Raw genomic sequence first — 22,079 nt, forward strand, 5'->3', positions numbered from 1 at the left:
CCGCGACCGAGAGCGCGGTCTCGGCCGCTCGGGCTGCAAGGGGCCCCGGACCGGTCCACCGCTACTCCGCGCTGGTGAAGGTCGCGAGCGGGACGTCGACCTCCTCGGGGGTGAGCGCCCCGTGCATCCCGGGCAGGCGGCCACCGAAGGGATCCCAGCGACGGTGCACGAGGGCCGCGTCGCCGTGGGCGACGGCGATCACGTCGCCGATCCGGAGCACCGCCTCCGGGCGGGGCTCCGGTCCGAACCAGCCCGCCGCGACCGCGTCCTCGCGCGTCACGACCGCGAAGCGGTCGGACAGCTGCTCCCTCCAGGCCGTGAGGACGTCGGCTTGTGCGCCGGGGACGACGTGCAGCTGACGGACCCGAGCCTCTCCGGCGATCACGCGGACGCCGGCCTCGAGATCGGGCTCGTCGTCGAGTTCGATCCAGTCGGTCTCGTCGATGGCGAGCATCCCGTGATCGGCGGTCACGACCAGCAGCGTGCGCTCCGGCAGCGACCCAGCTGCGCGTTCGACCGCGTGATCGGTCGCCCTCAGCGCCGACAGCCACGCGTCGCTGCCGGGGCCGTGGAGGTGCCCGACGGTGTCCACCGCACCGTGATGCGCGTACACCAGTGCACGAGATGACCGTCCGGCCGCGTCAAGGGCGTGGCGGAGGGTGATGTCGGGACCGTCGGCGCCGACGAACGACCCGCCGCGAAGGGCGGCTCGCGTCAGGCCCGAAGCCACGAACTCGCCGAGCGACACGACGGTCGCGTCGATGTCCGCCGCGGTCGCCGTCTCGAAGATGGTCGGTAGCGGCTGGAACCTCTCCGGGATGACCTCGGCCCGGGCATCCTCGGCCTCCGTCGGCGGACCCCACTGCCACGTCAGCAGGTTGAGCGGGCGGTCGGAACGAGGCAGCCCGACGGTGTACCCGAGCAGCCCGTGACGCCCCGGCGGCTCCGCGGTCGCCAGCGAGGTGAGCGCGGTCGCGGTCGTGGACGGGAACACCGAAGTCAGCGCCCGCTCGCTGTGTGCCGCGAGGAACGCAGCGGCGTCACGGTGGGCGTGCAGCTGCGCCGCACCGACACCGTCGAGGACGAGCACGATCACGCGGTCTGCGGCAGGCAGCCGTAGCGGGTCGTCTCCGCGGTGGACCCCGACCGCGTGCAGGAGCGCGCGTCCCAGATCCGCCAGCGACGCGCTGCCGTACGCCGGCAGGCGGGGCGCAGCAGGAGAGACCGCGGTCTCAAGTAGCCCGGAGGGCGGGAGACCAACAGACTCGGTCTCAAGTAGCCCGGAGGGCGGTAGACCAACAGACTCGGTCTGGGGTTCCAACATGGTCCTGGTGGCGACGGGGCCGCATGCAAGCAGAGGTAGCCTCCGTCACGTCGTCGACCTCCAGGAGGGACCACTTAGCGTGACGCGCGCGACGGTCGGGTACGGCGCTCCCGGGCACCTGCAGTGAACGAGCGACCCATCGGGGTCTTCGACAGCGGACTCGGCGGCCTGACGGTGCTGCAGGCGCTGGCGGACCTGCTGCCCACCGAGCGGCTCATCTACTTCGGTGACACCGCGCGCTACCCCTACGGGTCCAAGCCGCGCGACGTCCTGCGCCGCTACTCGACCCAGATCGCCGACGCACTGCTCGAGCGTGACGTGAAGATGATCATCGTCGCATGCAACTCAGCGTCCGCTGCGGCGCTCGACCTGCTGCGCGAACGCCACCCGAAGGTCCCCATCATCGGCGTCGTCGAGCCCGGCGTCCGCGCCGCGGTCAGGGCGACGCGGTCGGGGCGCGTGGGGGTCATCGGCACCCGCATGACCGCCGACTCCAAGATCTACGAGCTCACGGCGCAGCAGCTGCACGCCGAGCTCGACCTCGAGGTCGTGGCGTGCCCCGGGTTCGTCGAGCTCGTCGAGAGCGGCGACACGGACTCCGATCACGCCCGCAGGATCGTCGCCGCCGGCCTGGCGCCCCTCCGCGATGCCGCGATCGACACACTGGTTCTCGGCTGCACGCACTACCCCCTGCTGGCCCGGACCATCAAGGAGACGGTGGGCCGGGGCGTGGTCCTGGTCTCGTCCGCAGACGAGACCGCGTTCGAGGTCCGCGACATCCTGGGGCGGACCGGCTGGGCGCGGGGCGGGCTGGCCGGGCCCGGTTGGCGCCGTTTCCTCACCTCCGGCGATCCGCCCACGTTCCGCAGGCTAGGGCGCCGTTTCCTCGGGGCCGACCTCGGTCGCGTCCAGGCCTGGAACTGGGAACTCGCGGCGGAGACGGAGGGTTGAGGTGAGGGCCGGAACAGGGAGCGACGTGGCGGGGACTCGCACCGCGGTGCGCACCATCGTGGCGCTCGCCGCCGTCCTGGCCACCGCGTGCAGTGGGGGCGGGGACGCGATCGTCGAGACGACCGCGACCGCTTCCGATGTAGCGGGTGGGACCGCGCCGCCGGCGACCATCGCCCCGACCGGAACCACGCCCCCCGCGACCCCGACGGCCACCGATGCACCCGCGGCAGCGGTACCGGAGGCGCTCGACTTCACCGCCCCGGCCGTCGCCGGCGGTCAGGTGGTCGGGGCGGAGTTCGTCGGTGAGGCGGTGGCGCTGTGGTTCTGGGCGCCCTGGTGACCTACGTGCAACCGGGAGGCTCCCGAGATCGCGCAGTTGGCGCGACGCTACGACGGAGAGGTGACCTTCATCGGGGTCGCCGGGCACGACACCATCGGTCGGATGAAGGAGTTCGTGGAGCGCCACGATGTCGGCCACTTCCCCCACGCGGCGACCGAGGATGGCTCGCTGTGGGCGAGGTGGGAGGTCGCCTACCAGCCTGCGTTCGTCCTCATCGACCCTGAGGGCGAGATCGTGTTCAAGGGCGTCCGCCCTGACCTCGCCGACCTCGAGGCCGAGCTCGGAGCGCTCGCGTCGTGAGCATCCGGGTGGTGCTGTTCGACGTGATGGACACGCTCGTCCGCGACCCCTTCCGCGAGGCGCTCGAGGCTGCGACCGGCCGTCCGGTGCGCGAGATCCTGGCGGCCCGCGATCCGCGGGCGTACCCGCGCTTCGAACGCGGCGAGATCACCGAGGCCGAGTACTGGGCCCACTACACCGACGCGGGGTTCGTCGTGGACGTGGCGGCCTTCCACAACGCCCGTCGCTCCGGCTACCGCTGGATCGAGGGGATGCGCGAGCTGCTCGACGACCTCGCCGGCGTGGTCCGCCGCATCGGCGCCACCAACTACCCGGACTGGGTGAACGAGCTCACCGACGGGATGCTCGCCGGCTTCCTCGACCAGGTCGTGGCTTCGTACGAGGTCGGGGCGCGCAAGCCCGACCCGGAGTTCTACCTCCGCGTGCTCGACGTGGTCGGGGCGGAGCCACACGAGACCTACCTCGTGGACGACCGCGAGGTCAACGTCGAAGGCGCGCTCGAGGCCGGTCTCGCCGCGCACCACTTCACCGACGTGGCTGCGCTCCGGGCCGCCCTCGGTCAGCACGTAGAGGCAGTTCGAGGCGACTGAGCAGCGCCGGATCCAGTCGCGCCTCCCCGGTCGCGACCCACCACAGCCGGGCTACGTCGTCGGCCTCCTCCGGCAAGCGGGCCAGCCACTCGAGCGCCGCCTCACCGTCCGCGTGGTGTCCGTCGCACCACGCGCTGAGTCCGATCTCGGTCGCGCAGTCGCGGCCGAGCGCCCGCCACGGCACCGGCCCGCACGTCGCGACGAGGCGGGCCTCGTCACCACAACGGTCGCACTCACCCGCCTCCACGCTGCGCGGACCGACCTCGGTGGCGTCGAGCCACGCGTACGCCGCAAGGAGCGCGCGCCGGAGCGCGGCGCGGTCGAAGGTGGGCTGCTCAGGGGGCACGGCGGGAGCGTACGGTCCCGTACCATCGCCAGCCCCGCCCCGGAGACCGCACGTGGCCCACCGCATCGCCGTGCTCGGCGGTGATGGCATCGGCCCGGAGGTGGTCGCGCAGGGCCTGAAGGTGCTCGACGCGCTCGAGGACGTGGCGACCGAGCGGGTGGAGTACGACCTCGGTGGGCAGCGCTACCTGCGCACCGGGGAGGTGCTGGACGACGACACCACCGAGGAGCTGCGAGCCTTCGACGCGATCTACCTCGGGGCGATCGGCACCCCCGGCGTCCCGCCTGGGATCATCGAGCGCGGCCTGCTGCTCAAGCTCCGGTTCGCGTTCGATCTCTACGTCAACCTGCGGCCGATCAAGCTCTACCCCGGCGTCACCTCGCCCATCGCGCGGCTCACCCCCGAGCAGTGCGACCTCGTCGTGGTGCGAGAGAACACCGAGTCGGTCTACGCGGGTGCGGGCGGGGCGCTCTACGTCGGGACGCCCGCCGAGGTCGCGACGCAGGAGTCGGTCAACACCCGTCACGGCGTCGAGCGTGCCGTCCGCTACGCGTTCGAGCTCGCGAGTCGGCGGCGCGGCCACCTGACCTTGGTGCACAAGACGAACGTGCTGAGTCACGCGGGGGACCTCTGGATGCGCACGTTCACCGAGGTCGGTGACACCGACTTCCCCGAGGTCGAACGCGACTACGTCCACGTGGATGCCGCGTGCCTCTACCTCGTCACCCAGCCGCAGCGGTTCGACGTCGTGGTGACCGAGAACCTGTTCGGCGACATCATCACCGACCTCGGGGCGGCGGTGCAGGGCGGCATGGGTCTGGCCGCCTCGGCCAACCTCGACCCGACACGGCGCTCGCCGTCGGTGTTCGAGCCCGTCCACGGCTCCGCCCCGGACATCGCTGGGACGGGAACGGCCGACCCCACCGCTGCGGTCATGAGCGTGGGGATGCTCCTCGACTTCCTCGGCGAGGCGCAGGCAGCCGCGCACGTCGAACGTGCCGTCGCGACGTGGCTGGCTTCGCGAGGAGGCACCGGCGACGACGGTGCGCGATACTCCACCAACGAGGTCGGGGACCGGCTCGCGGAGCTGGTCGCCCACGAGGCCTAGTGCAACGTGATAGTGCTCAAGCAGCGAAAGCGGTAGCACAACCTGATAGTGCTCAAGCAGCGAAAGCGGTAGCACAACCTGATAGTGCTCAAGCAGCGAAAGCGGTAGCACCACTCGATAGGAGCACGACATGCCCTTCCCGAAGGCGGACAAGATCTGGATGGACGGTGAGTTCGTCGACTGGGACGACGCGACCGTCCACATCCTCACCCCGACGATCCACTACGGGTGGGGCGTCTTCGAGGGCATCCGCGCCTACGCCACGGACCGCGGCCCCGCCGTCTTCCAGCTCGAGCCCCACGTCGACCGCCTCTTCCGCTCAGCCCGCATCTACCCGCCGCTCGACGAGATCCCCTTCACCCCTGAGCAGGTCGCCGACGCCATCCTCGAGACCATCCGCGTCAACCGGCACGGTGCCTGCTACATCCGGCCCGTCATCTACCTCGGGTACGGCGAGATGGGCCTCAACCCGCTGCCCTCGACGCCCCGCATCGCGATCGCGACGTGGGAGTGGGGCACCTACCTCGGCGAAGAGGCGCTCGAGAAGGGTGTCAAGGTGATGGTCAGCTCGTACCGGCGCATCGGCAAGAACACCATCCCGCCGGCGAGCAAGACCAACGGTCAGTACATCAACTCGTCGCTCGCCAAGGTCGAGGCGCTCCGGGCGGGCTACGACGAGTCCATCATGCTGTCCGAGGACGGCTTCGTCGCCGAGGGCACGGGCGAGAACATCTTCGTGATCCGCGACGGCGTGGTAACCACACCGCCGCTCTCCGACGGTCCCCTCGGCGGCATCACCCGCAGCTCGTGCCTGCGCATCCTGCGCGATCTCGGCCACGAGGTCCGCGAGGACCACGTCGTGCGCACCGACCTGTTCCTCGCCGACGAGATCTTCCTCACCGGCACGGCGGCCGAGATCACTCCCGTCCGCGAGGTCGAGGGCCGTCAGGTGGGCAGCGGCACGCGTGGCCCCGTCACCACCGAGGTGCAGTCGACCTTCATGGACGCCGTCAGCGGCAAGCTGGACCAGTTCAAGGACTGGCTCAGCTACGTCAACGACTGAGCGGCGCGTGCCGAGTCTGAGTTCACGCCTCCTCCGGGCGAGCCTCGTGCGCGCCCTGACCCTGTTGCGCGTCGGCGACATCTCGCCCGACGCCGCGATCGGCGACATCGACATCCAGGCGTACCGCGAGCGCATCGAGCGTCTCGCCGCCCGTGCGCGCTTGCCGGAGCGGGTCACGATCGCCGTCGAGAACGACGCTCGCGTCCCGGGTGAGTGGGTCGTGGATCGCAGCGCCGAACCCGACCGCGTCGTGCTGTGGGTCCATGGCGGGGCGCACTGCATGTGCTCGCCTCGCACCCACCGCGGCCTCGGCTACGCGCTGTCGCGCGGCGGACGTGCCAGGGTCTTCGTCCCCGAGTACCGGCTCGCCCCTGAGGACCCGTTCCCGGCGGGGCGCGACGACCTCGTCGAGGCGTACCGCTGGCTGCTCGAGGACCGTCGCATCGACCCGGCACGGCTGGTCGTCGGAGGCGATTCGTCCGGTGGCGGCTTGGCGCTGTCGCTGCTCGTGCACCTGAAGGACCTGGGCCTGCCGCAGCCCGTCTGCACCGTGCTGCTGTCACCGTGGGTCGACCTGACCCTGAGCATGGAGTCGTGGCAGCCGGGCGTCATCGACGACCCGTGGTTGCCGGCCGAACTGGGCCACCTGGCCGCCGACGCCTACCGCGGCGATCTGCCGGCCGACGATCCCGGCGTGTCGCCGCTGTTCGCCGACCTGAAGGGCCTACCGCCGATGCTCGTGCACGTGGGCAGCGACGAGCTGCTGATCGATGAGGGCAAGGATCTGATCCGCCGCGCTCGGGAGGCGGGTGTCCAGGCGGACGTCGGCGTGTTCCACGGCATGTGGCACGTCTTCCACGCCTTCCCCGGCATGCCGGAGAGTCGGCGCGCGCTGCGCGAGGTCGGGGGGTTCATCCGCCGACACACGAGCCCCTGGGAGGCACCAGCCCGCCCCGTCCGCGCTGGTACTCCGCAACCGTAGAGGGTGCGATGTAGCAGCATCGATGCGACTAGATACTGGGAGTACCCATGCAACAGCGACCTGGAGAGCAGGGCATGAGCTTCGTCTACAAGAAGATCGAACTCGTCGGCTCGAGCCGCGAGGGGATCGACGACGCGATCCGCGGCGCCGTGATCCGTGCGTCCGAGACGATGCGCAACCTCGACTGGTTCGAGGTCAAGGAGATCCGCGGCTGGATCAAGGACGGCGAGCCCCAGCACTTCCAGGTGGTGCTCCAGGTCGGCTTCCGTCTCGACGAGGGCCAGCAGATCGACTGATCCGTCTCGGAGAGTGCGCCGCGGTTGGGCACCGACCTCCCCGGTCGTGCATCCTCATCCTCGCCGCCGATACCGACAGGACGAGTCATGGGCGATGCGCCCCTGCCGACCGGGGCAGGACCCGGGCTGGCGCTGTACGACACGACCCTGCGCGACGGCACCCAGCGCGAGGGCATCAACCTCAGCGTCGAGGACAAGCTGCGCGTCGCAGCGCGGATGGACGCGCTCGGCGTGCACTACATCGAGGGAGGCTGGCCCGGCGCCAACCCGAAGGACACCGAGTTCTTCGCCCGCGCCGCCGACGGCCAACTGCCACTCGACAACGCCACGCTGACCGCGTTCGGCATGACCCGGATGGCGAACAACACGGTCGAGGACGACCCGCTGCTGGAGGCGCTGGCCGGATCGGGCGCCGACGTGATCTGCCTGGTGGGCAAGTCGTGGGGTTACCACGTGGACGAGGCGCTGGGCGTGCCGCGCGAGGTCAACCTCGCGATGGTGTCCGACTCCATCGCCTACCTGATCTCGCTCGGCCGGCGGGTGTTCTTCGACGCCGAGCACTTCTTCGACGGCTACCGCCGCGACGAGGCCTACGCCCGCGAGGTCGTGACCGCAGCGGCCGTGGCCGGAGCCGAGTGCGTGGTGCTCTGCGACACCAACGGCGGCACGATGCCGTGGGAGGTCGACGCGATCGTGGCTGACCTGGTCGGGGCGCTGCCGTGCGACGTCGGGTTGCACTTCCACGACGACGGTGGCTGCGCCGTCGCGAACTCGCTCGTCGGGATCCACGCCGGGGCGGTGCACGTTCAGGGCACCGCGAACGGCCTGGGGGAGCGCTGTGGCAACGCCAACCTCTTCACCGTCATCGCCGACCTGCAACTCAAGCGGGGCCTGGCGCTGGTGCCGCCGGACCGGCTCGAGCGCATGACCGAGATCGCGCACGCCGTGGCCGAGCTGTGCAACCAGACGCCGCCGTCGAACCAGCCCTACGTCGGCCACACCGCGTTCAGCCACAAGGGCGGTCTGCACGCCTCGGCCATGGCCAAGGCCCCGGACATGTACCAGCACATCGATCCGGGCGCGGTCGGCAACAACATGCGGCTGGTGGTCAGCGACCTCGCGGGGCGTTCGAACGTGCTCCTCAAGGCCCGCGAGTTCGGTCTCGACATCACCAACGAGCAGGCCGCCGCGGTCCTCGACGAGGTGAAGCGGCGCGAGAAGGAGGGATGGACCTACGAGGCAGCGGATGCCTCCTTCGAGCTGCTCCTGCGCCGCACGACCGGTCTGCTGCTGCCGGAGGACGAGCCGTTCCAGACCCAGCACTACCGGGTCACCGTCGGGGGCGGTTCGGACTCCCCCAGCGCGGAAGGCCCTGCCGAGGCGATCCTGTCGGTGCTCATCGGGCACGAGCGTCGCCTCGGGGCGGGTGAGGGTAACGGACCCGTCGACGCGCTCGACCACGCCTTCCGCAGCGCGGTCAACGGCACCTGGCCCCAGCTCGATCGCATCCATCTCGCCGACTACAAGGTCCGGATCCTCGAGGCATCCCAGGGCACCGACGCGGTGACGCGCGTGCTGGTCACCAGCACGGACGGCAGCGACTACTGGGATACGGTCGGGGTCCACCCCAACATCGTCGAGGCGTCGTGGAAGGCGCTGTCGGACGCGTACACGCACGCGATCCTGCGGGACAACTGGGTGTCTTGATGGCGCGAAGTGCTCAAGTAGCGCAGCGGTAGCACGATGAGGCGTGCTCAAGTAGCGGAGCGGTAGCACATGCGTATCGTCCGGTTCGCGCACACCGAGGGGCCCGCCTACGGCATCGTCGAGGAGGGCGGAGTCGCGGTCATCGAGCCGCACCCGTTCACGCCACACGCCCCGACGGGTGAGGTCGTGGCGCTGGAGGGGCTGCGACTGCTCGCACCCGTGGTGCCGTCGAAGATCGTCTGCGTCGGACGCAACTACCGCGATCACGCTGCGGAGCTCGGCGGTGACGTGCCCCCCGAGCCGCTGCTGTTCCTCAAGCCCTCCACCGCCGTCATCGGACCGGGCGAGCCCATCCGCTACCCGACCGGCGCCACCCGGGAGGTACACCACGAGGCCGAGCTCGCGGTGGTCATCGGTGGGCTGCTACGCGATGCGACGACGGAGCAGGCGGCGGGAGGGATCTACGGGTTCACGGGCGCCAACGACGTGACCGCCCGGGATCTGCAGCGCAGCGACGGCCAGTGGACCCGCGCGAAGGGCTTCGACAGCTTCTGCCCCCTGGGGCCGGCGATCAGCACCGAGATCGATCCCACCGATACCGGCATCCGCTGCTACGTCGACGACGAGCTGCGCCAGGACGGGACGACCGCAGACATGGTCTTCGACGTACCGACCCTGGTCGGGTACATCTCCCGCATCATGACCTTGTTGCCGGGCGACGTCGTGCTGACAGGGACCCCCGCGGGCGTCGGCCCGATCGAGCCCGGTGAGATCGTGCGCGTCGAGATCGACGGCATCGGGCGGCTGGAGAACCCGGTGATCCACCGCACCGCCGTCCGACCGGGCAACGGCGAGGTCAGCGACGACGCCTGACGGCCCTATCCTGCGAAGTGTCCCCTCGTTGCGGGAGCGACACCGTGGAGATCTGGCACAACCCTCGCTGCACCAAGAGCCGGCAGACGCTCGGCCTGCTCGAGGACGCCGGCGTCGAGCCGGAGGTGCGCCTGTACCTGCACGAGCCGCCCAGCGCTGGTGAGCTACGCGGGGTGCTCGACCGCCTCGGGATGCAGCCGTGGGAGCTTGTGCGGACCAAGGAGCCGGTGGCGGACGAGCTGGGCCTCGCCGACTGGCCGCGGGACGAGGAGCACCGCGATCGCTGGATCGACGCGATGGTCGCCAACCCGATCCTGATCGAGCGCCCCGTGGTCCTGACCGACGATGGCCGTGCGGTCCTCGGGCGACCACCCGAGAACGTGGAGGCGCTGCTCTGACCACCGACCAGGCACGCGACCGCCCCGACGTCCCCAACGTCCTCGCGACCCGTTACGCGAGCGATGCGATGGTCGCCATCTGGTCCCCGCACGAGCGCATCGTCCTCGAACGACGGCTGTGGCTCGCGGTGCTGCGGGCTCAGCGCGACCTCGGCGTCGACGTGAGTGACGACGTGATCGCCGACTACGACGCCGTGGTGGAGCAGGTCGACCTCGACTCGATCGCCGCGCGGGAACGCGTCACCCGCCACGACGTCAAGGCGCGCATCGAGGAGTTCTGTGCTCTCGCCGGTCACGAGCACATCCACAAGGGCATGACCTCGCGCGACCTCACTGAGAACGTCGAGCAGATGCAGGTCCGACGCGCGCTGGAGCTGGTACGTGACCGCGTCGTCGCGGTGCTGGCCCGACTCGCCGAGGCAGCCGCGGAGCACGCCGATGTCGTGATCACCGGTCGTTCCCACAACGTGCCGGCGCAGGCGACCACGCTCGGGAAGCGCTTCGCCAACGCGGGCGAGGAGCTGCTGGTCGCGTACCGGCGGCTGGAGGAGCTGATCGCGCGCTACCCCCTTCGAGGACTGAAGGGGCCGGTCGGCACCCAGCAGGACCAGCTCGACCTCCTCGGAGGCGACACCGACGCGCTGGCGCGGCTCGAGCGGGCGGTCGCGTCCCACCTCGGTTTCGACCTGACCCTCACCAACGTCGGCCAGGTCTATCCGCGGTCGCTCGACCTCGACGTCGTGTCGTGCCTGGTCCAGCTCGCCTCCGGCCCCGCGAACCTCGCCAGGACCATCCGCCTTATGGCCGGCCAGGAGCTGGTCACCGAGGGCTTCCAGCCGGGACAGGTCGGCTCGTCGGCGATGCCTCACAAGATGAACACCCGGTCGTGCGAGCGCATCGGGGCGCTGACCTCGGTCCTCAAGGGTCACCTCACGATGACCGCGGAGCTCGTCGGCGACCAGTGGAACGAGGGCGACGTGTCGTGCTCGGTGGTCCGCCGCGTCGCGCTCCCCGACTCCTTCTACGCCTTCGATGGCCTGGTCGAGACGCTGCTGACCGTGATGGCGGAGTTCGGGACGTACCCCGCCGTCATCGAGCGCGAGCTGCGCCGGTACCTGCCGTTCCTCGCCACGACCCGCGTGCTCAGCGCCGCGGTGCGGGCGGGGGCGGGGCGCGAGCAGGCGCACGCAGCCATCAAGGAGCACGCCGTGGCGGTCGCGCTCGAGATGCGCGAGAAGGCGGTCGAGACCAACGACCTGCTCGACCGGCTCGCGGCTGACGAGCGCATCCCACTCGACCGCGCCGCGCTCGACGGGCTGGTCGCCGAGCCGGGCTCGTTCGCGGGCGCCGCTGCCCGCCAGGTGCGGGGTTTCGTCGAGGCGGTCGGCACCATCGTCGCCCGCCACCCCGACGCTGCGGCGTACGAGCCCGCCCCCATCCTCTGACGCCCCGCCGACCGGAGCCCGACATGTCGCGTGCTACCGCTTCGCTACTTGAGCACTCAGGTTGTGCTATCGCTTCGCTACTTGAGCACCTGTGAGCCCGACCCCGCGCGTCCGCATGGCCCCCGCCCCGTCCGGGTGGCTCCACGTCGGCAGCGTCCGTACCGCCCTCTACAACTGGCTGTACGCGCGCAAGCACGGCGGCGCGTTCGTCCTGCGCATCGAGGACACCGACAAGGAGCGCGCCACCGACGAGTCCATGCGTTCCATGCTCGAGGGCTTCCGACTGCTGGGGCTCGACTGGGACGAGGGTCCGGAGGTCGGCGGGGCGCATGGCCCCTACCGCCAGTCGGAGCGTATCGAGCTGTTCCGTGTGGTCGCGCGCCACCTCGACGACGCCGGGCACACCTGGCGCGACCAGCGCACCCCGGACGAGCTCGAGGCGTGGCGGACCGAGCGACGCTCGCTGGGCCTGGCCCCGACCATCAAGGCCTCGAACTCGGACGCGCCCGAGGACCCGTTGGACGAGCGACCCTACGTCCTCCGTCTGCGTCTGCCCGACGAGGGCGAGCTCGTCGTGGACGACCTCGTGCGGGGCGAGGTGCGCTGGGACTGGGCGAACGTCGCCGACCCCGTGCTCGTGCGCTCCGACGGCTCGGCGACCTACCCGCTGGCCAACACGACCGACGACCTCGCTCAAGGCATGACGCTGATCTGTCGGGGCGAGGACCTGCTGTCCGCGACGCCGTTCCAGGTCCACCTCCACCGGGTCCTACGCGGGGACGGCCTCATCGATGCCGCCCTCGAGGAGGTCGGCTTCCCCGCGCGTGAGCCGGACTGGGAGCCGCCTTCCGCGTTCGCGCACCTGTCGATGATCGTCGGGCCCGACCGCAAGAAGCTGTCGAAGCGCCACGGATCGGTCGCGGTCCAGGAACTGATCGCCAAGGGCTACCTGCCGGAGACCCTCGTCAACTACCTCGCACTGCTTGGCTGGGCTCCTGGCGACGGCCGCGAACGGCTCGAGCTCGACGAGATGATCGCGGCGTTCGACTTCGACCGGGTCAGCAAGCCCGCGGCGATGTTCGACGAGGACAAGCTCACGGCGTTCAACGGCGAGCGCATCCGCGACCTCCCGGCGGATGAGCTCTCCCGCCGTCTGATGCCCTACCTGGATGGCACCTACGGCGAACCGCTGATCCGCTCGGAGGCGGCCACCGAGGACCGCGAGATCGTGCGTGGCCTCGTGCCGCTGGTGCAGGAGCGGATGCAGCGCCTCGACGAAGTCCAGCGCTACGCGCCCGCGTTCCTGGCGGAGGAGCTCGACCACGACCAGGACAGCGTGGAGAAGTTCCTCCGGACGGAGGACGCTGGTCGGGTTCTCGCCGCCGCCGAGGACGTGCTCGTGGAAGTCCAGGCGTGGACCGCAACGGCGATCGAGGAGGCTCTCCGCGCCTTGCCGGAACGGCTGGGACTCGGGGCGCGCAAGGTGTTCCAGCCCATCCGCGTCGCGGCCACGGGCTCGTCGGTCAGTCCGCCGCTGTTCGAGTCCCTCGAGCTGATCGGACGTGACCGCGCGCTCCGACGGCTCGCGCACGCGCGAGCTACGTTCGTCTGAGAGAGGGGGCCTGTAGGTGCGTCGCGTTGTCACGCTCGTCGCCATCGTGGTCCTGTCCAGCGCGTTCGGCGGCGCGAACGCCAGGGCCCAGGAGGCCCCCCCGGACCGCGTCCCGGTCGCGGACTTCGAGCCACTGCCACCGTCCTCGCCCTCGGCGGCGGCGGTCGCTGCGCGCAACGAGTTGCTCGGCCCGGGCTGGGACGATCGGGGCGCGGTCACGCTGTACTGGTACGGGGTGTCCTCGTTCATCGTGAGCCTGGGTGGGCACGTGTTCCTGTTCGACGCCTGGGAGATCATCGGTCTCCACGCCGACTACTCGCCGGTTGGACGGGAGGACCTCGCCGCGATCGAACCCGAGGCCATCCTCATCGGGCACGGCCACTTCGACCACGCCGCCGATGCCGGGTACGTCGCGGGGCGCACCGGGGCGGTCGTCGTCGGCAGTGAGGAGATCTGCGACACCGCCAAGGAGGATGCCGCGCGGGACGGCAACGAGGACGCGTTCACCTGTGTCATCACCGGGACCATGGACGAGCCACCCCCGGGGACGACACAGGAGCTGCGCCTGTTCTCCGACCTCGCGCCGGTCACCGTGCTGCAGCACCTCCACTCCGCGGCGACGCCGCCCGGTGAGGACAACGAGCCCGACCCGTTCCTCCCGGTGGGTGATCCGGCGCCCTACATCGAGCAGCTCAACGACGACCCCGAGGCGTTGCTGCGCTTCCTCGAGACCCTCGGCGACGAGCAGGGCGGGACCTGGGCGTACCACTTCCGCGTCGGCGAGCACTTCACGCTCTACCTCGGCGACTCCGCCGGTCCCATCTTCACCTCGACCGAGGTCCAGGAGGCGCTCGACTCCTTCCCCGGCTGCATCGACGTGATGGCCAACGCCATCCTCGGGTTCGACCAGCCGGTGTCGGGCCTTCAGGATCCGCGCCTGTACGTCGAACACGGCCACCCCAAGGTCTTCATCCCCACCCACGCCGACGCGTGGGCGCCCGTCATCTCGGCCGGCCAGGCGTCCTACGTCGACGAGTTCGAGGCGCAGATGGCCCTGCTCGAGCACCCACCGGAGGTGCTCTGGCTGTTCGATCCCGAGGACTACCTCGAAGCGGTCCGCTTCGAACTCGACGACCCCCGCTGGGTGGCGGCGATGCCGGGGTCGAGTTGCGTCGCAGCCGCTGGTGGCGGCGGCTCCGCCAACGGCTCCACCGGGCCGGGGCCGGGTTCGGATGGGGGCGGCGGCACGTCGACGCCGGTGACCGGTGGCGTCGTCGTCGCGCTGGCACTCGGGGCGCTGGTGCTGGCTTTGACGCTGGCCACGGGAGCGGGGGGCGCGGGGCGCGCGGGAAGCTAGCCGCCTGGCTGCGCGGTTGGTGGGGTCTCAGGCAGGTTGTTACCCTCTGCGAGCCCTTCGGGGGTGGTGTAATCGGTAACACGACTGGTTCTGGTCCAGTTATTGAGGGTTCGAGTCCTTCCCCCCGAGCTCCGGCGGTGGTCCCGGTGCCGAGCGAGGCCTGAGTCTCCCCCGGTGGACAACTGAATAACCATACGGCCCCGTCGTCTAGCTGGCCCAGGACGCCGCCCTCTCAAGGCGGAAACGGGCGTTCAAATCGCCTCGGGGCTACCGTATCTAGCCGTTCTGCGGCATCTGACTTCCCGAACCAGAGGACGTCGTCTTAGGCGACGCCCGCCTCAGTTGCATGAGTATGCATGCCCCGGGTAGCGCCGGAGGATCTCCACGGCGTAGGCGACCTTGTCCTCGATCCGCTGGCCCTTCGGCTGGTAGGTCGACCACAGCTCCAGGTTCTCGATGCGGTTGTCGAGCTTGTCGCCGTTGCGGTGGTGGACGACCTCGTCGGGGGCGAGCGGTCGTCCGAGGTACGCGGCCATGTTCAAGCGGTGCTCCGGGTACGAGGTTTCGCCGTTCGAGAGGTGGCGCAGCTCCGCTGGTACCGGAACGATGAAGTAGCCGTGGTTCACGTATCCATCACCTGTGGGTGTGACGATGGGCAAGTGGGCGAGCGGGTCGCCGTGCTTGCGCTCACGAGCTCGGTGGGTCGTGCACAGACCCCTGCTGGAAGTCGGCCGTTCGCAATCGTCGATCGTGCAGATCTCGGGCTGTCGCCGTCGGCCCAGAGGCACGTCAGCTTCGACGTCGCCGGTGCGCAGCAGGCGCTGGAGGTGGCCGTGGCAGAGGCCGCGGCCGTCGACGGGCAGATCACAGCCGTCGACGGTGCACGCGGTGGGGCGGTCGTCGCCGTGGAGGGGATCGCCGGTGCGTTGCCAGCGCTTATAGTGCTTCTCGCACCAGCCGCGTGACTGGCGTGGGCGATCGCAGTTCTCGACGCCGCATACCGGCGGAGCCCCGCGCGGCCGATCGAGTGGCACTTCGGGCTTCGCATCGCCCCACCGCTTCCAGCGGGAGTAGTGGGCGTGGCACCAGCCGCGGGCGATCGAGGGGTTCGTGCAGTCGGGTACGGAGCAGGTGCGAACGGGCGCGGGCACGGCGACCTCCCGGCCGCCCCCGGCTCGGTCGTCGTGACGCTAGCGGTGGGGTGCGACATCTCGGCCGTCCGACGCCAGGTCAGCGCCCCGCCCGCTCCTCGGAGTCGGCGGGCTCGGGACTCCGATCGGCGGTCGCCGCCGTGATGCCGAGACGGTGGTGTTCGCGGCAGAGCACCTCGTAGGCAACTGCGTCGTCGTCGACGTCGTCGACGACGACCTGCTCGCCCTCGCGCACGATGTCGCCCCGTACCGTGCGGGCGTTGAGCACGCCCGGCGCCCCGCACCAGCACTGCGCCTGGACCTGAAGCTCGCAGCGCTCGTCGGCGATCTCGAGCAGCCGCTTGGAGGCGGGGAACAGGTTGGTCGTGAAGTCCGAGAGCAGGCCGAAGGCGAACACCTCGATGTCGAGGTCGTCGACGAGCCGGGCGAGCTGCTCGATCTGCGCCGGCGTGTAGAACTGCACCTCGTCGGCCACGATGTAGTCGACCGGGTCGCCGCCCCGCAGCGCATCGCGCACGAGCGCCTCGATGTCGGTGTGCGGGGTGAGGTCGATCGCGTCCCGGGCGAGGCCGATGCGGGACGTGATGCGGCCGCGCTCACGCTCGTGCATCGTCATCCGCAGCCCACGGTGCCCCGCGCCGGAGCGGTTGTGGTCGATCTGCAGCGCGAGGGTGCTCTTGCCGCGGTTCATGGTGCCGTAGAAGAAGCGCAGCCTGGCCACGTGCCACCTCCTCGACCGACGTCGTAGCCGACGCCCGCCACGCTGCCGATGATGCGGGGCGCTCGACCGGACGGTCGCTCGGGTAGCGTCGCGTCCCGATGCACCGGGAGGGCGTTCGACTGCACATCGCCATCACGCTCGGGCGCCTCAACCCCGTGGTCTGGGTGGACGCGGTGACGGCGGCGGACGAGCTGGGCTACGAGTCGGTGTGGCTCCCCGAGCACCTCGTCCTCCCGCTCGACATCCAAGGACAGCTCGTGCCGGGGGAGGAGCACCCGCCGGTGCCTCCCACGACCCCGGTGTACGACGCCCCGGCGTACCTCAGCTACCTCGCCGGCATCACGTCGCGGATCCGGCTCGGCACGTTCGTCTACCTGCTGGGACTGCGCCACCCCTTCGTGTCCGCGCGAGGCTTCGCGACCCTGGACGTGGTGTCGGGCGGCCGTGCCGAGGTGGGGGTCGGGGCGGGATGGCTCGAGACCGAGTGGGAGGCGGTCGGACTCGATCCCTCGACGCGGGGTCGGAGGCTCGACGAGGCCATCGACGTGTGCAAGCGGCTCTGGACCGAGCCAGAGATCGAGTACCACGGCGAGTTCTTCGACTTCCTGCCGGTCGCGTTCGAGCCCAAGCCGGTGCAGCACCCGCACCCGCCGATCGTCATCGGAGGGGAGTCCGACCGCGCGCTGCGGCGCGTGGCGGAGCGGGGCGACGGTTGGATCGGGATGGCCCACACCCCCGGGTCGGTCGCGCCCCGCGTGGAGCGACTCGCCGAGCTGCTGGAGGCGGCGGGGCGCGACCGACGTGGGGTCACCGTCACGGTGATGGGTGAGGTCAGCTCGGGCGACGCTCTCGACGCCTACGCCGCCGCCGGGGTCGACCGGCTCATCGTCGTGCCGTGGCAGCGGTCCTCCGAGGCGGTCAGCGCGCTGGAGACGTTCGCTGCCCGCCACCTCTGAGCGTGTGCATCGGGACCCGGTGGGCGTGCCTGGATGCACACGCTCGGTTTAGGACAGGGCTGAGTAGGCTCGCCCCGATGCCTCCTTCGCTCGCTGACCTCGTCGACCCCGCCCACACCGTGGTGGTCACGCAGGAGTGCCAGCGGGGCGTGCTCGGTGAGCCCGCGATCTTCCCGGAGCTGGCTACCGCTGCGCGCGAGGCTGGGCTCGTCGAGGCCGTAGCGCGTCTCGTCGAGGCGGCGCGCGCGGTCGACGTCGCGGTCGTGCACTGCGTCGCCGCGCGACGCGAGGACGGTCGCGGCTCCAACGACAACGCCTTGCTCTTCGACGCGGCCACGCGTGCGGACGTGAAGCTGCTGCCCGGCTCGCCCGCCGTCGAGGTGCTCCCCGAGCTCGGACCCGCCCCGACCGATCTCGTGCTCACCCGGTTGCACGGCCTCGGCCCGATGGGCGGGACCGACCTCGACCCGGTACTACGCAACCTCGGGGCGCGCACGATCGTCGCGGTCGGTGTGTCGATCAACGTCGGCATGACCGACCTCGTCTTCGATGCGGTCAATGGCGGGTACCGCGTCGTGCTGCCCCGTGACGGCATCGCGGGCATCCCACAGGAGTACGCCGACGCCGTCATCGAGCACACCCTGCGCCTCCTGGCGACCCTCACCACCGTCGACGAGATCGTCGCCAATTGGACCTCCGGCCCTGGAGACCCGCGAGGTTGAAGCGCTGGGTGCGCCGAGGCGTACTCAACTCTTCAGCGTCGGCGCGATCGCCGACCTGACGGGGCGTTAGGTCGGAGTAGGCTGGCGATGTGACACACCGTCAGGAACCGTCCGAGACCATCCGCGCCGCCGACGGGCGGGTGCCGGGACGGCGCGGGCGCGCGACCCGGGAACGACTGCTCGACGCCACCGCGGGCATGCTCGAGACGACCTCGTGGCGTGACCTCAAGGTGGTCGACATCGCGCGGGAAGCCGGCACCTCGCCGGCGACCTTCTACCAGTACTTCCCCGAGGTCGAGACCGCGATCCTGGTCCTCGCGGAACGAGCCGCCGACGAGGGGCATGTGCTCGCCGAGGCCGTGCTCGACGGGCGTTGGTCGGGACGCGCCGGGTTCGGCCGGGCCACGGCGATGGTCGACGCGTTCCTGGGGTTCTGGGACGACCACACCGCGCTGATCCGGCTCATCGACCTCAACATCGCCGAGGGCGATCCGCGCTTCCGCGAGATCCGCAACGACCTGCTGGGTCCCGTCACCGAGGCGCTGGGAGATCTCATCGGCGAGCTGAAGGCCGACGGCCGTCATCCCGACGACGTCCAACCGGTGGCGCAGGCAGCAGCGCTCGTGTCGATGCTGGCCCACGTCGCTGAGCACCACGCGGGCCTCGAGACCTGGGGGGTGGAGCACGACGCGCTGCGGGTGAGCCTGGCGCGGTTGGTGTTCACCGGCGTCACCGGACGTCGACCCCCGGACGCCTGAGCGAACGTGCTGCCCACGGTCGTCCGTGATGCCGCCGCTCGCTTCGGCGACCGCCCCGCCTACCTCGCCTCCGCGGGCTGGCCGCTGACCTACACCGACCTCGACCGGCTGTCGGACGAGGTCGCGGTCGGCTTGGCCCGCCGGGGCGTCGCTGCCGGCGACCTCGTCGCGCTCGCGCTGCCGTCGAGCCCGGAGTTCGTCGTCGCCTACGTCGCGCTCGCGAAGCTCGGGGCGGTCACCACCGGGATCAACCCGCGCTTCACCGCGACCGAGCGGCGCGCGGTCCTCGACCAGCTCAGGCCCTCCTGGCTCCTCGCGACCACCGACCTCACGGACGGCGCCCCGCACGACCTCGACATCGTCGAGGTCGTGCTCGCCCCCGCCGCCGCGGACGTGCTGACCCCGCTGCGCGTCGCCGACGCCACCTCACCGCAGCTGGACGACGATCCGGACCGCGAGGTCGCGGTCGTGCTCACCTCCGGCACGACCGGTACGCCGCGGGGCGCGGTGTTCACGAACCGCCAGCTCGCCGCCATCGCCGACATCGAGGCCGGTGACCGGCGCGAGGGCGGCGAGCCGGTCCTCGGCTCCACCGAGCTGGTCCACATCGGGGCGATGACCAAGCTCGCGTGGCAGCTGCGCGTCGGGATGACCACCCACCTGATGGATCGCTGGCGTGCGGAGACGGCGCTGCGGCTGGTCGCCGAGCACCGCATCCGCTTCCTGGGGGGCATCCCGGCCCAGCTCGCGTTGATGCTGCGCCACCCGCTCGTCGACGAGCTCGACCTCGACTGCGTCGGGTTCGTCGTCAGCGGGGGAGGACCCGCCCCGCCCGCGCTGGTGCGGGCGGCGATGGCCCGGTTCGAGGCACCGTTCGGCATCCGCTACTCGTCCACCGAGACCGGCGGCCTGGGTTGCGCCATCGACCTGGCCGACCCCGACGACGACGGCGTGCACACCGTCGGGCGACCGCGCCACGGCATCGAACTCGACGTCCGCGACGGCGAGGTGTGGCTGCGCTCGCCAGCGGCGATGACGCGCTACCTGCACGATCCCGAGGCCACCGCCGCGACGTTGGTCGACGGCTGGGTTCGCACCGGCGACGTCGGTGCGCTGGACGACCGGGGACGGCTGGTGCTGGCCGGGCGCGAGCGCGAGATGTACGTCCGCGGTGGCTACAACGTGCACCCCCAGGAGGTCGAGGCGGTGCTCGCGGCGCACCCGCTGGTGGCGGAGGTGGCGATCGCCCCGCGCCCCGACGAGGTGATGGGCGCCGTCGGCGTGGCCGTCGTGGTCCCCGTCGACCCGGCGCGCCCGCCGACCCTCGACGAGCTACGAGCGCACGCGGCCGCGCGTTTGGCGCGCTACAAGCTCCCCGAGGACGGCGTCACCGTTGCGGCGCTGCCACTTACCGCGATGCACAAGCTCGATCGTCGCGCCCTGGCACGGCTCGTGGGCAGCTGACGAGGCGGACGCCTGGGCAGGGCGGTCAGAAGCGGACGATCCCGGCGGAACGGACGCGTAGCGGGGCGTGCAGAGGGGTACCGCCGCGTCTGCGGGAGGAGAGGATCCGGGGGGTCGGGACCCCTCCAGGCCCGACCCCCCGGATCCGTCTAGGGGATCAGATCGCTCGCAGGAGCAGGATCTGTCCCAGTGCGAAGTCTGCCACGTACAGGTCGGTGGCGTTGAACGCCACGTCGATCGGCGCCGGGAGGTTGACGATCGTCTCCGGCTCGCCGGCGTCGCCATCGTCGTCGATCGGGATGCGGACGACGTCGCGACCGACCGGCTCGTCGCCGAAGAAGTTGCCGAAGCGCGCGGCGACGAGGTCGCCATCGGGTCCGAACGCCAGGCCGGTGGCGGCGACGTGCAGCCCGAGCAGCTGCTCGGGCGCGGTGTGCTCGCCGCACTCCTCCTCGACCGCTGGGTTCTGGGCGACGTCCCACCCGTCCTCGAGATCGGCGTAGACACACTCCGGGAAACCGAAGTGGGTCGGCGGGTCGTGGATCTGGTCCACGTCGCGGACCGCGACGAGGGTGTCCTCGCCGTAGGGATCCTGCTCGTCGAGGCCGTTGACGGTCATCCACGCCTCGGGCGTGCCGGGGCGGAACGCGACGTCGAAGTTGTTGCGCATCCCCGTCGCTTCGACGAACAGCTCCGGCAGGGGCTGCTCCGGATCCTCCAGCTCGAACACCGCGTCCTCGGGACCGAGGTCGCGGGCTCCGAGCCGCACCGACAGCAACGTGCCGCTCAGCGGGGTCTCGGGGTCGCCACCGGTCGCACCGTCGTCGGTGGAGTTGCCGTTGGTGATGTAGAGGCGGTCACCACGGATGGCGAGCCCGTTGGTGTTGTGACGGCCGTTGGGCAGTTCGTCGACCACGATCTGTCCGACCTCGGCGGCGTCACCGCCACCCGCGGGGATGGCCCACACGCGCCCCGCCGTCGTCCGGCCCGAGGTGGAGGACCCGTGCGAGTCGGCGACGTACAGCCACTCGGCGTTGTCGTCGACGACGATCCCGAGCGGGTTGTTGAACCCGCTGGCGTACGTCTCACCCGGGCCCAGGACTCCACCGGCCAGGATCGGGAACATCTCGACCGTGCCCTGGGCCCAGCTCGCCGCCAGCACGTTGTTGCCCACGACCGCGATGCTCGTCGGGGTCGCCACGGCTGCCACCGAGGGCAGCGGCGGCACGGGGACGGGCAACGGCGGGCTCGTCCGTGGCAGCACGTGGAGGGTGCCGGTCATCTCCGGGTGGGTGGTGCAGAAGAAGCCGTAGTCGCCGGGCCCGAGCGCCTCGACCCCTTCCACCGGGGCGGACTGGCCCTGGGCGATGATCCGGCTCGAGAAGAGGGGATCGCCCCACACGTCCTCGTCGACCGAGTGGACGTCGTGGACGGCGAGGTCGGCGTTGACGTAGGTCAGCGCGTCGCCCGACTCGATCAGCAGCTGTGGCGGCACGTACTGGAAGTTCACCGTCGTGATGTAGTGCTCGGAGGGCGCCGCACCGACGGTCGTCGGCGCCACCCCGAGGAGCAGCGCCGAGACCGTCAGGAGGACGAGCGCGGTCCGGATGTGCAC

The 22,079-nt window shown here is 70.9% G+C and carries 23 protein-coding genes and 2 tRNA genes; 20 read left to right on the forward strand and 5 right to left on the reverse strand.

The window, feature by feature from the left end:
- Nucleotides 1-61: 61 nt before the first annotated feature.
- Complete coding sequence (locus KY469_00960) at nt 62-1,321, reverse strand: alkaline phosphatase family protein (GenBank protein MBW3661642.1); 1,260 nt, start codon at nt 1,319-1,321, stop codon at nt 62-64.
- Between the two features lie 126 nt (nt 1,322-1,447).
- On the opposite strand from KY469_00960, the gene murI reads away from it, so the two are divergent.
- From murI to KY469_00980, 4 genes are read left to right on the forward strand one after another with little or no spacing between them, the layout of a single operon-like run.
- Nucleotides 1,448-2,275, forward strand: a complete 828-nt coding sequence (murI, locus tag KY469_00965) for a glutamate racemase (GenBank protein MBW3661643.1) — start codon at nt 1,448-1,450, stop codon at nt 2,273-2,275.
- A 25-nt stretch (nt 2,276-2,300) separates the two neighbouring features.
- Nucleotides 2,301-2,615, forward strand: a complete 315-nt coding sequence (locus KY469_00970; GenBank protein ID MBW3661644.1) for a hypothetical protein — start codon at nt 2,301-2,303, stop codon at nt 2,613-2,615.
- 36 nt (nt 2,616-2,651) lie between these two features.
- Nucleotides 2,652-2,915: a hypothetical protein gene (locus KY469_00975; protein ID MBW3661645.1), complete on the forward strand. Its 264-nt coding sequence runs from the start codon at nt 2,652-2,654 to the stop codon at nt 2,913-2,915.
- Nucleotides 2,912-3,505, forward strand: a complete 594-nt coding sequence (locus KY469_00980) for an HAD-IA family hydrolase (protein ID MBW3661646.1) — start codon at nt 2,912-2,914, stop codon at nt 3,503-3,505. The genes KY469_00975 and KY469_00980 overlap by 4 nt, the downstream gene beginning before the upstream one ends.
- Here the strand turns inward: KY469_00980 and KY469_00985 are convergent.
- The gene (locus KY469_00985) at nt 3,441-3,851 is read right to left on the reverse strand and encodes a hypothetical protein (GenBank protein MBW3661647.1); all 411 of its coding nucleotides are present in this window, start codon (nt 3,849-3,851) and stop codon (nt 3,441-3,443) included. The two genes, KY469_00980 and KY469_00985, sit on opposite strands and share 65 nt — an antisense overlap.
- A gap of 52 nt (nt 3,852-3,903) precedes the next feature.
- On the opposite strand from KY469_00985, the gene KY469_00990 reads away from it, so the two are divergent.
- From KY469_00990 to KY469_01045, 12 genes are all read left to right on the forward strand, one after another.
- Nucleotides 3,904-4,959 (forward strand): 3-isopropylmalate dehydrogenase, encoded by a 1,056-nt coding sequence (locus KY469_00990; GenBank protein MBW3661648.1) that lies wholly within the window; start codon nt 3,904-3,906, stop codon nt 4,957-4,959.
- Between the two features lie 130 nt (nt 4,960-5,089).
- Nucleotides 5,090-6,022: a branched-chain-amino-acid transaminase gene (gene ilvE, locus KY469_00995; protein MBW3661649.1), complete on the forward strand. Its 933-nt coding sequence runs from the start codon at nt 5,090-5,092 to the stop codon at nt 6,020-6,022.
- 46 nt (nt 6,023-6,068) lie between these two features.
- Nucleotides 6,069-7,004: an alpha/beta hydrolase gene (locus KY469_01000; protein ID MBW3661650.1), complete on the forward strand. Its 936-nt coding sequence runs from the start codon at nt 6,069-6,071 to the stop codon at nt 7,002-7,004.
- A 74-nt stretch (nt 7,005-7,078) separates the two neighbouring features.
- The gene (locus KY469_01005) at nt 7,079-7,300 is read left to right on the forward strand and encodes a dodecin family protein (GenBank protein ID MBW3661651.1); all 222 of its coding nucleotides are present in this window, start codon (nt 7,079-7,081) and stop codon (nt 7,298-7,300) included.
- Nucleotides 7,301-7,387: 87 nt separating this feature from the next.
- On the forward strand, nt 7,388-9,007 hold the full coding sequence (cimA, locus tag KY469_01010) for a citramalate synthase (protein ID MBW3661652.1): 1,620 nt from the start codon (nt 7,388-7,390) through the stop codon (nt 9,005-9,007).
- Between the two features lie 69 nt (nt 9,008-9,076).
- Nucleotides 9,077-9,880 carry a fumarylacetoacetate hydrolase family protein gene (locus KY469_01015; GenBank protein ID MBW3661653.1) on the forward strand — a complete coding sequence of 268 codons (804 nt, stop codon included), beginning with the start codon at nt 9,077-9,079 and terminating at the stop codon, nt 9,878-9,880.
- Between the two features lie 44 nt (nt 9,881-9,924).
- A complete protein-coding gene (gene arsC / locus KY469_01020; GenBank protein ID MBW3661654.1) occupies nt 9,925-10,278 on the forward strand; it encodes an arsenate reductase (glutaredoxin) in 354 nt (117 codons plus the stop codon).
- 68 nt (nt 10,279-10,346) lie between these two features.
- On the forward strand, nt 10,347-11,723 hold the full coding sequence (gene purB, locus KY469_01025) for an adenylosuccinate lyase (GenBank protein ID MBW3661655.1): 1,377 nt from the start codon (nt 10,347-10,349) through the stop codon (nt 11,721-11,723).
- A 91-nt stretch (nt 11,724-11,814) separates the two neighbouring features.
- Nucleotides 11,815-13,335 (forward strand): glutamate--tRNA ligase, encoded by a 1,521-nt coding sequence (gene gltX / locus KY469_01030; GenBank protein ID MBW3661656.1) that lies wholly within the window; start codon nt 11,815-11,817, stop codon nt 13,333-13,335.
- 16 nt (nt 13,336-13,351) lie between these two features.
- Nucleotides 13,352-14,692, forward strand: a complete 1,341-nt coding sequence (locus KY469_01035; GenBank protein MBW3661657.1) for an MBL fold metallo-hydrolase — start codon at nt 13,352-13,354, stop codon at nt 14,690-14,692.
- A gap of 57 nt (nt 14,693-14,749) precedes the next feature.
- Nucleotides 14,750-14,821, forward strand: a tRNA-Gln gene (locus tag KY469_01040).
- 67 nt (nt 14,822-14,888) lie between these two features.
- Nucleotides 14,889-14,962 (forward strand) — tRNA-Glu (locus tag KY469_01045).
- A gap of 68 nt (nt 14,963-15,030) precedes the next feature.
- Here the strand turns inward: KY469_01045 and KY469_01050 are convergent.
- Entirely contained in the window at nt 15,031-15,228 is a 198-nt protein-coding gene (locus KY469_01050) for an HNH endonuclease (GenBank protein MBW3661658.1), read from the reverse strand.
- A 694-nt stretch (nt 15,229-15,922) separates the two neighbouring features.
- The gene (locus tag KY469_01055; GenBank protein ID MBW3661659.1) at nt 15,923-16,564 is read right to left on the reverse strand and encodes a thymidine kinase; all 642 of its coding nucleotides are present in this window, start codon (nt 16,562-16,564) and stop codon (nt 15,923-15,925) included.
- A gap of 119 nt (nt 16,565-16,683) precedes the next feature.
- Here KY469_01055 and KY469_01060 point away from each other — a divergent pair, with 119 nt between their 5' ends.
- From KY469_01060 to KY469_01075, 4 genes are all read left to right on the forward strand, one after another.
- Nucleotides 16,684-17,520 (forward strand): LLM class F420-dependent oxidoreductase, encoded by an 837-nt coding sequence (locus KY469_01060; protein ID MBW3661660.1) that lies wholly within the window; start codon nt 16,684-16,686, stop codon nt 17,518-17,520.
- A 77-nt stretch (nt 17,521-17,597) separates the two neighbouring features.
- The gene (locus KY469_01065) at nt 17,598-18,242 is read left to right on the forward strand and encodes a cysteine hydrolase (GenBank protein ID MBW3661661.1); all 645 of its coding nucleotides are present in this window, start codon (nt 17,598-17,600) and stop codon (nt 18,240-18,242) included.
- Nucleotides 18,243-18,361: 119 nt separating this feature from the next.
- A complete protein-coding gene (locus tag KY469_01070) occupies nt 18,362-19,000 on the forward strand; it encodes a TetR/AcrR family transcriptional regulator (protein ID MBW3661662.1) in 639 nt (212 codons plus the stop codon).
- 6 nt (nt 19,001-19,006) lie between these two features.
- Nucleotides 19,007-20,464, forward strand: a complete 1,458-nt coding sequence (locus KY469_01075) for an acyl--CoA ligase (GenBank protein MBW3661663.1) — start codon at nt 19,007-19,009, stop codon at nt 20,462-20,464.
- Nucleotides 20,465-20,621: 157 nt separating this feature from the next.
- Here KY469_01075 and KY469_01080 read toward each other — a convergent pair whose 3' ends face one another.
- Nucleotides 20,622-22,079 carry a hypothetical protein gene (locus KY469_01080; GenBank protein MBW3661664.1) on the reverse strand — a complete coding sequence of 486 codons (1,458 nt, stop codon included), beginning with the start codon at nt 22,077-22,079 and terminating at the stop codon, nt 20,622-20,624.

The sequence above is a fragment of the Actinomycetota bacterium genome, assembly GCA_019347575.1.
Classification (GTDB): Bacteria; Actinomycetota; Nitriliruptoria; order Nitriliruptorales; family Nitriliruptoraceae; genus JAHWKY01.

Bases quoted from the DNA above. Each gene is read 5' to 3' on its own strand.
- KY469_01050 (MBW3661658.1), bottom strand. From the start codon at position 15,228: ATGGCCGCGTACCTCGGACGACCGCTCGCCCCCGACGAGGTCGTCCAC.
- purB (MBW3661655.1), top strand. From the start codon at position 10,347: ATGGTCGCCATCTGGTCCCCGCACGAGCGCATCGTCCTCGAACGACGG.
- cimA (MBW3661652.1), top strand. From the start codon at position 7,388: ATGGGCGATGCGCCCCTGCCGACCGGGGCAGGACCCGGGCTGGCGCTG.
- KY469_01005 (MBW3661651.1), top strand. From the start codon at position 7,079: ATGAGCTTCGTCTACAAGAAGATCGAACTCGTCGGCTCGAGCCGCGAG.
- ilvE (MBW3661649.1), top strand. From the start codon at position 5,090: ATGCCCTTCCCGAAGGCGGACAAGATCTGGATGGACGGTGAGTTCGTC.
- KY469_01065 (MBW3661661.1), top strand. From the start codon at position 17,598: ATGCCTCCTTCGCTCGCTGACCTCGTCGACCCCGCCCACACCGTGGTG.
- KY469_01015 (MBW3661653.1), top strand. From the start codon at position 9,077: ATGCGTATCGTCCGGTTCGCGCACACCGAGGGGCCCGCCTACGGCATC.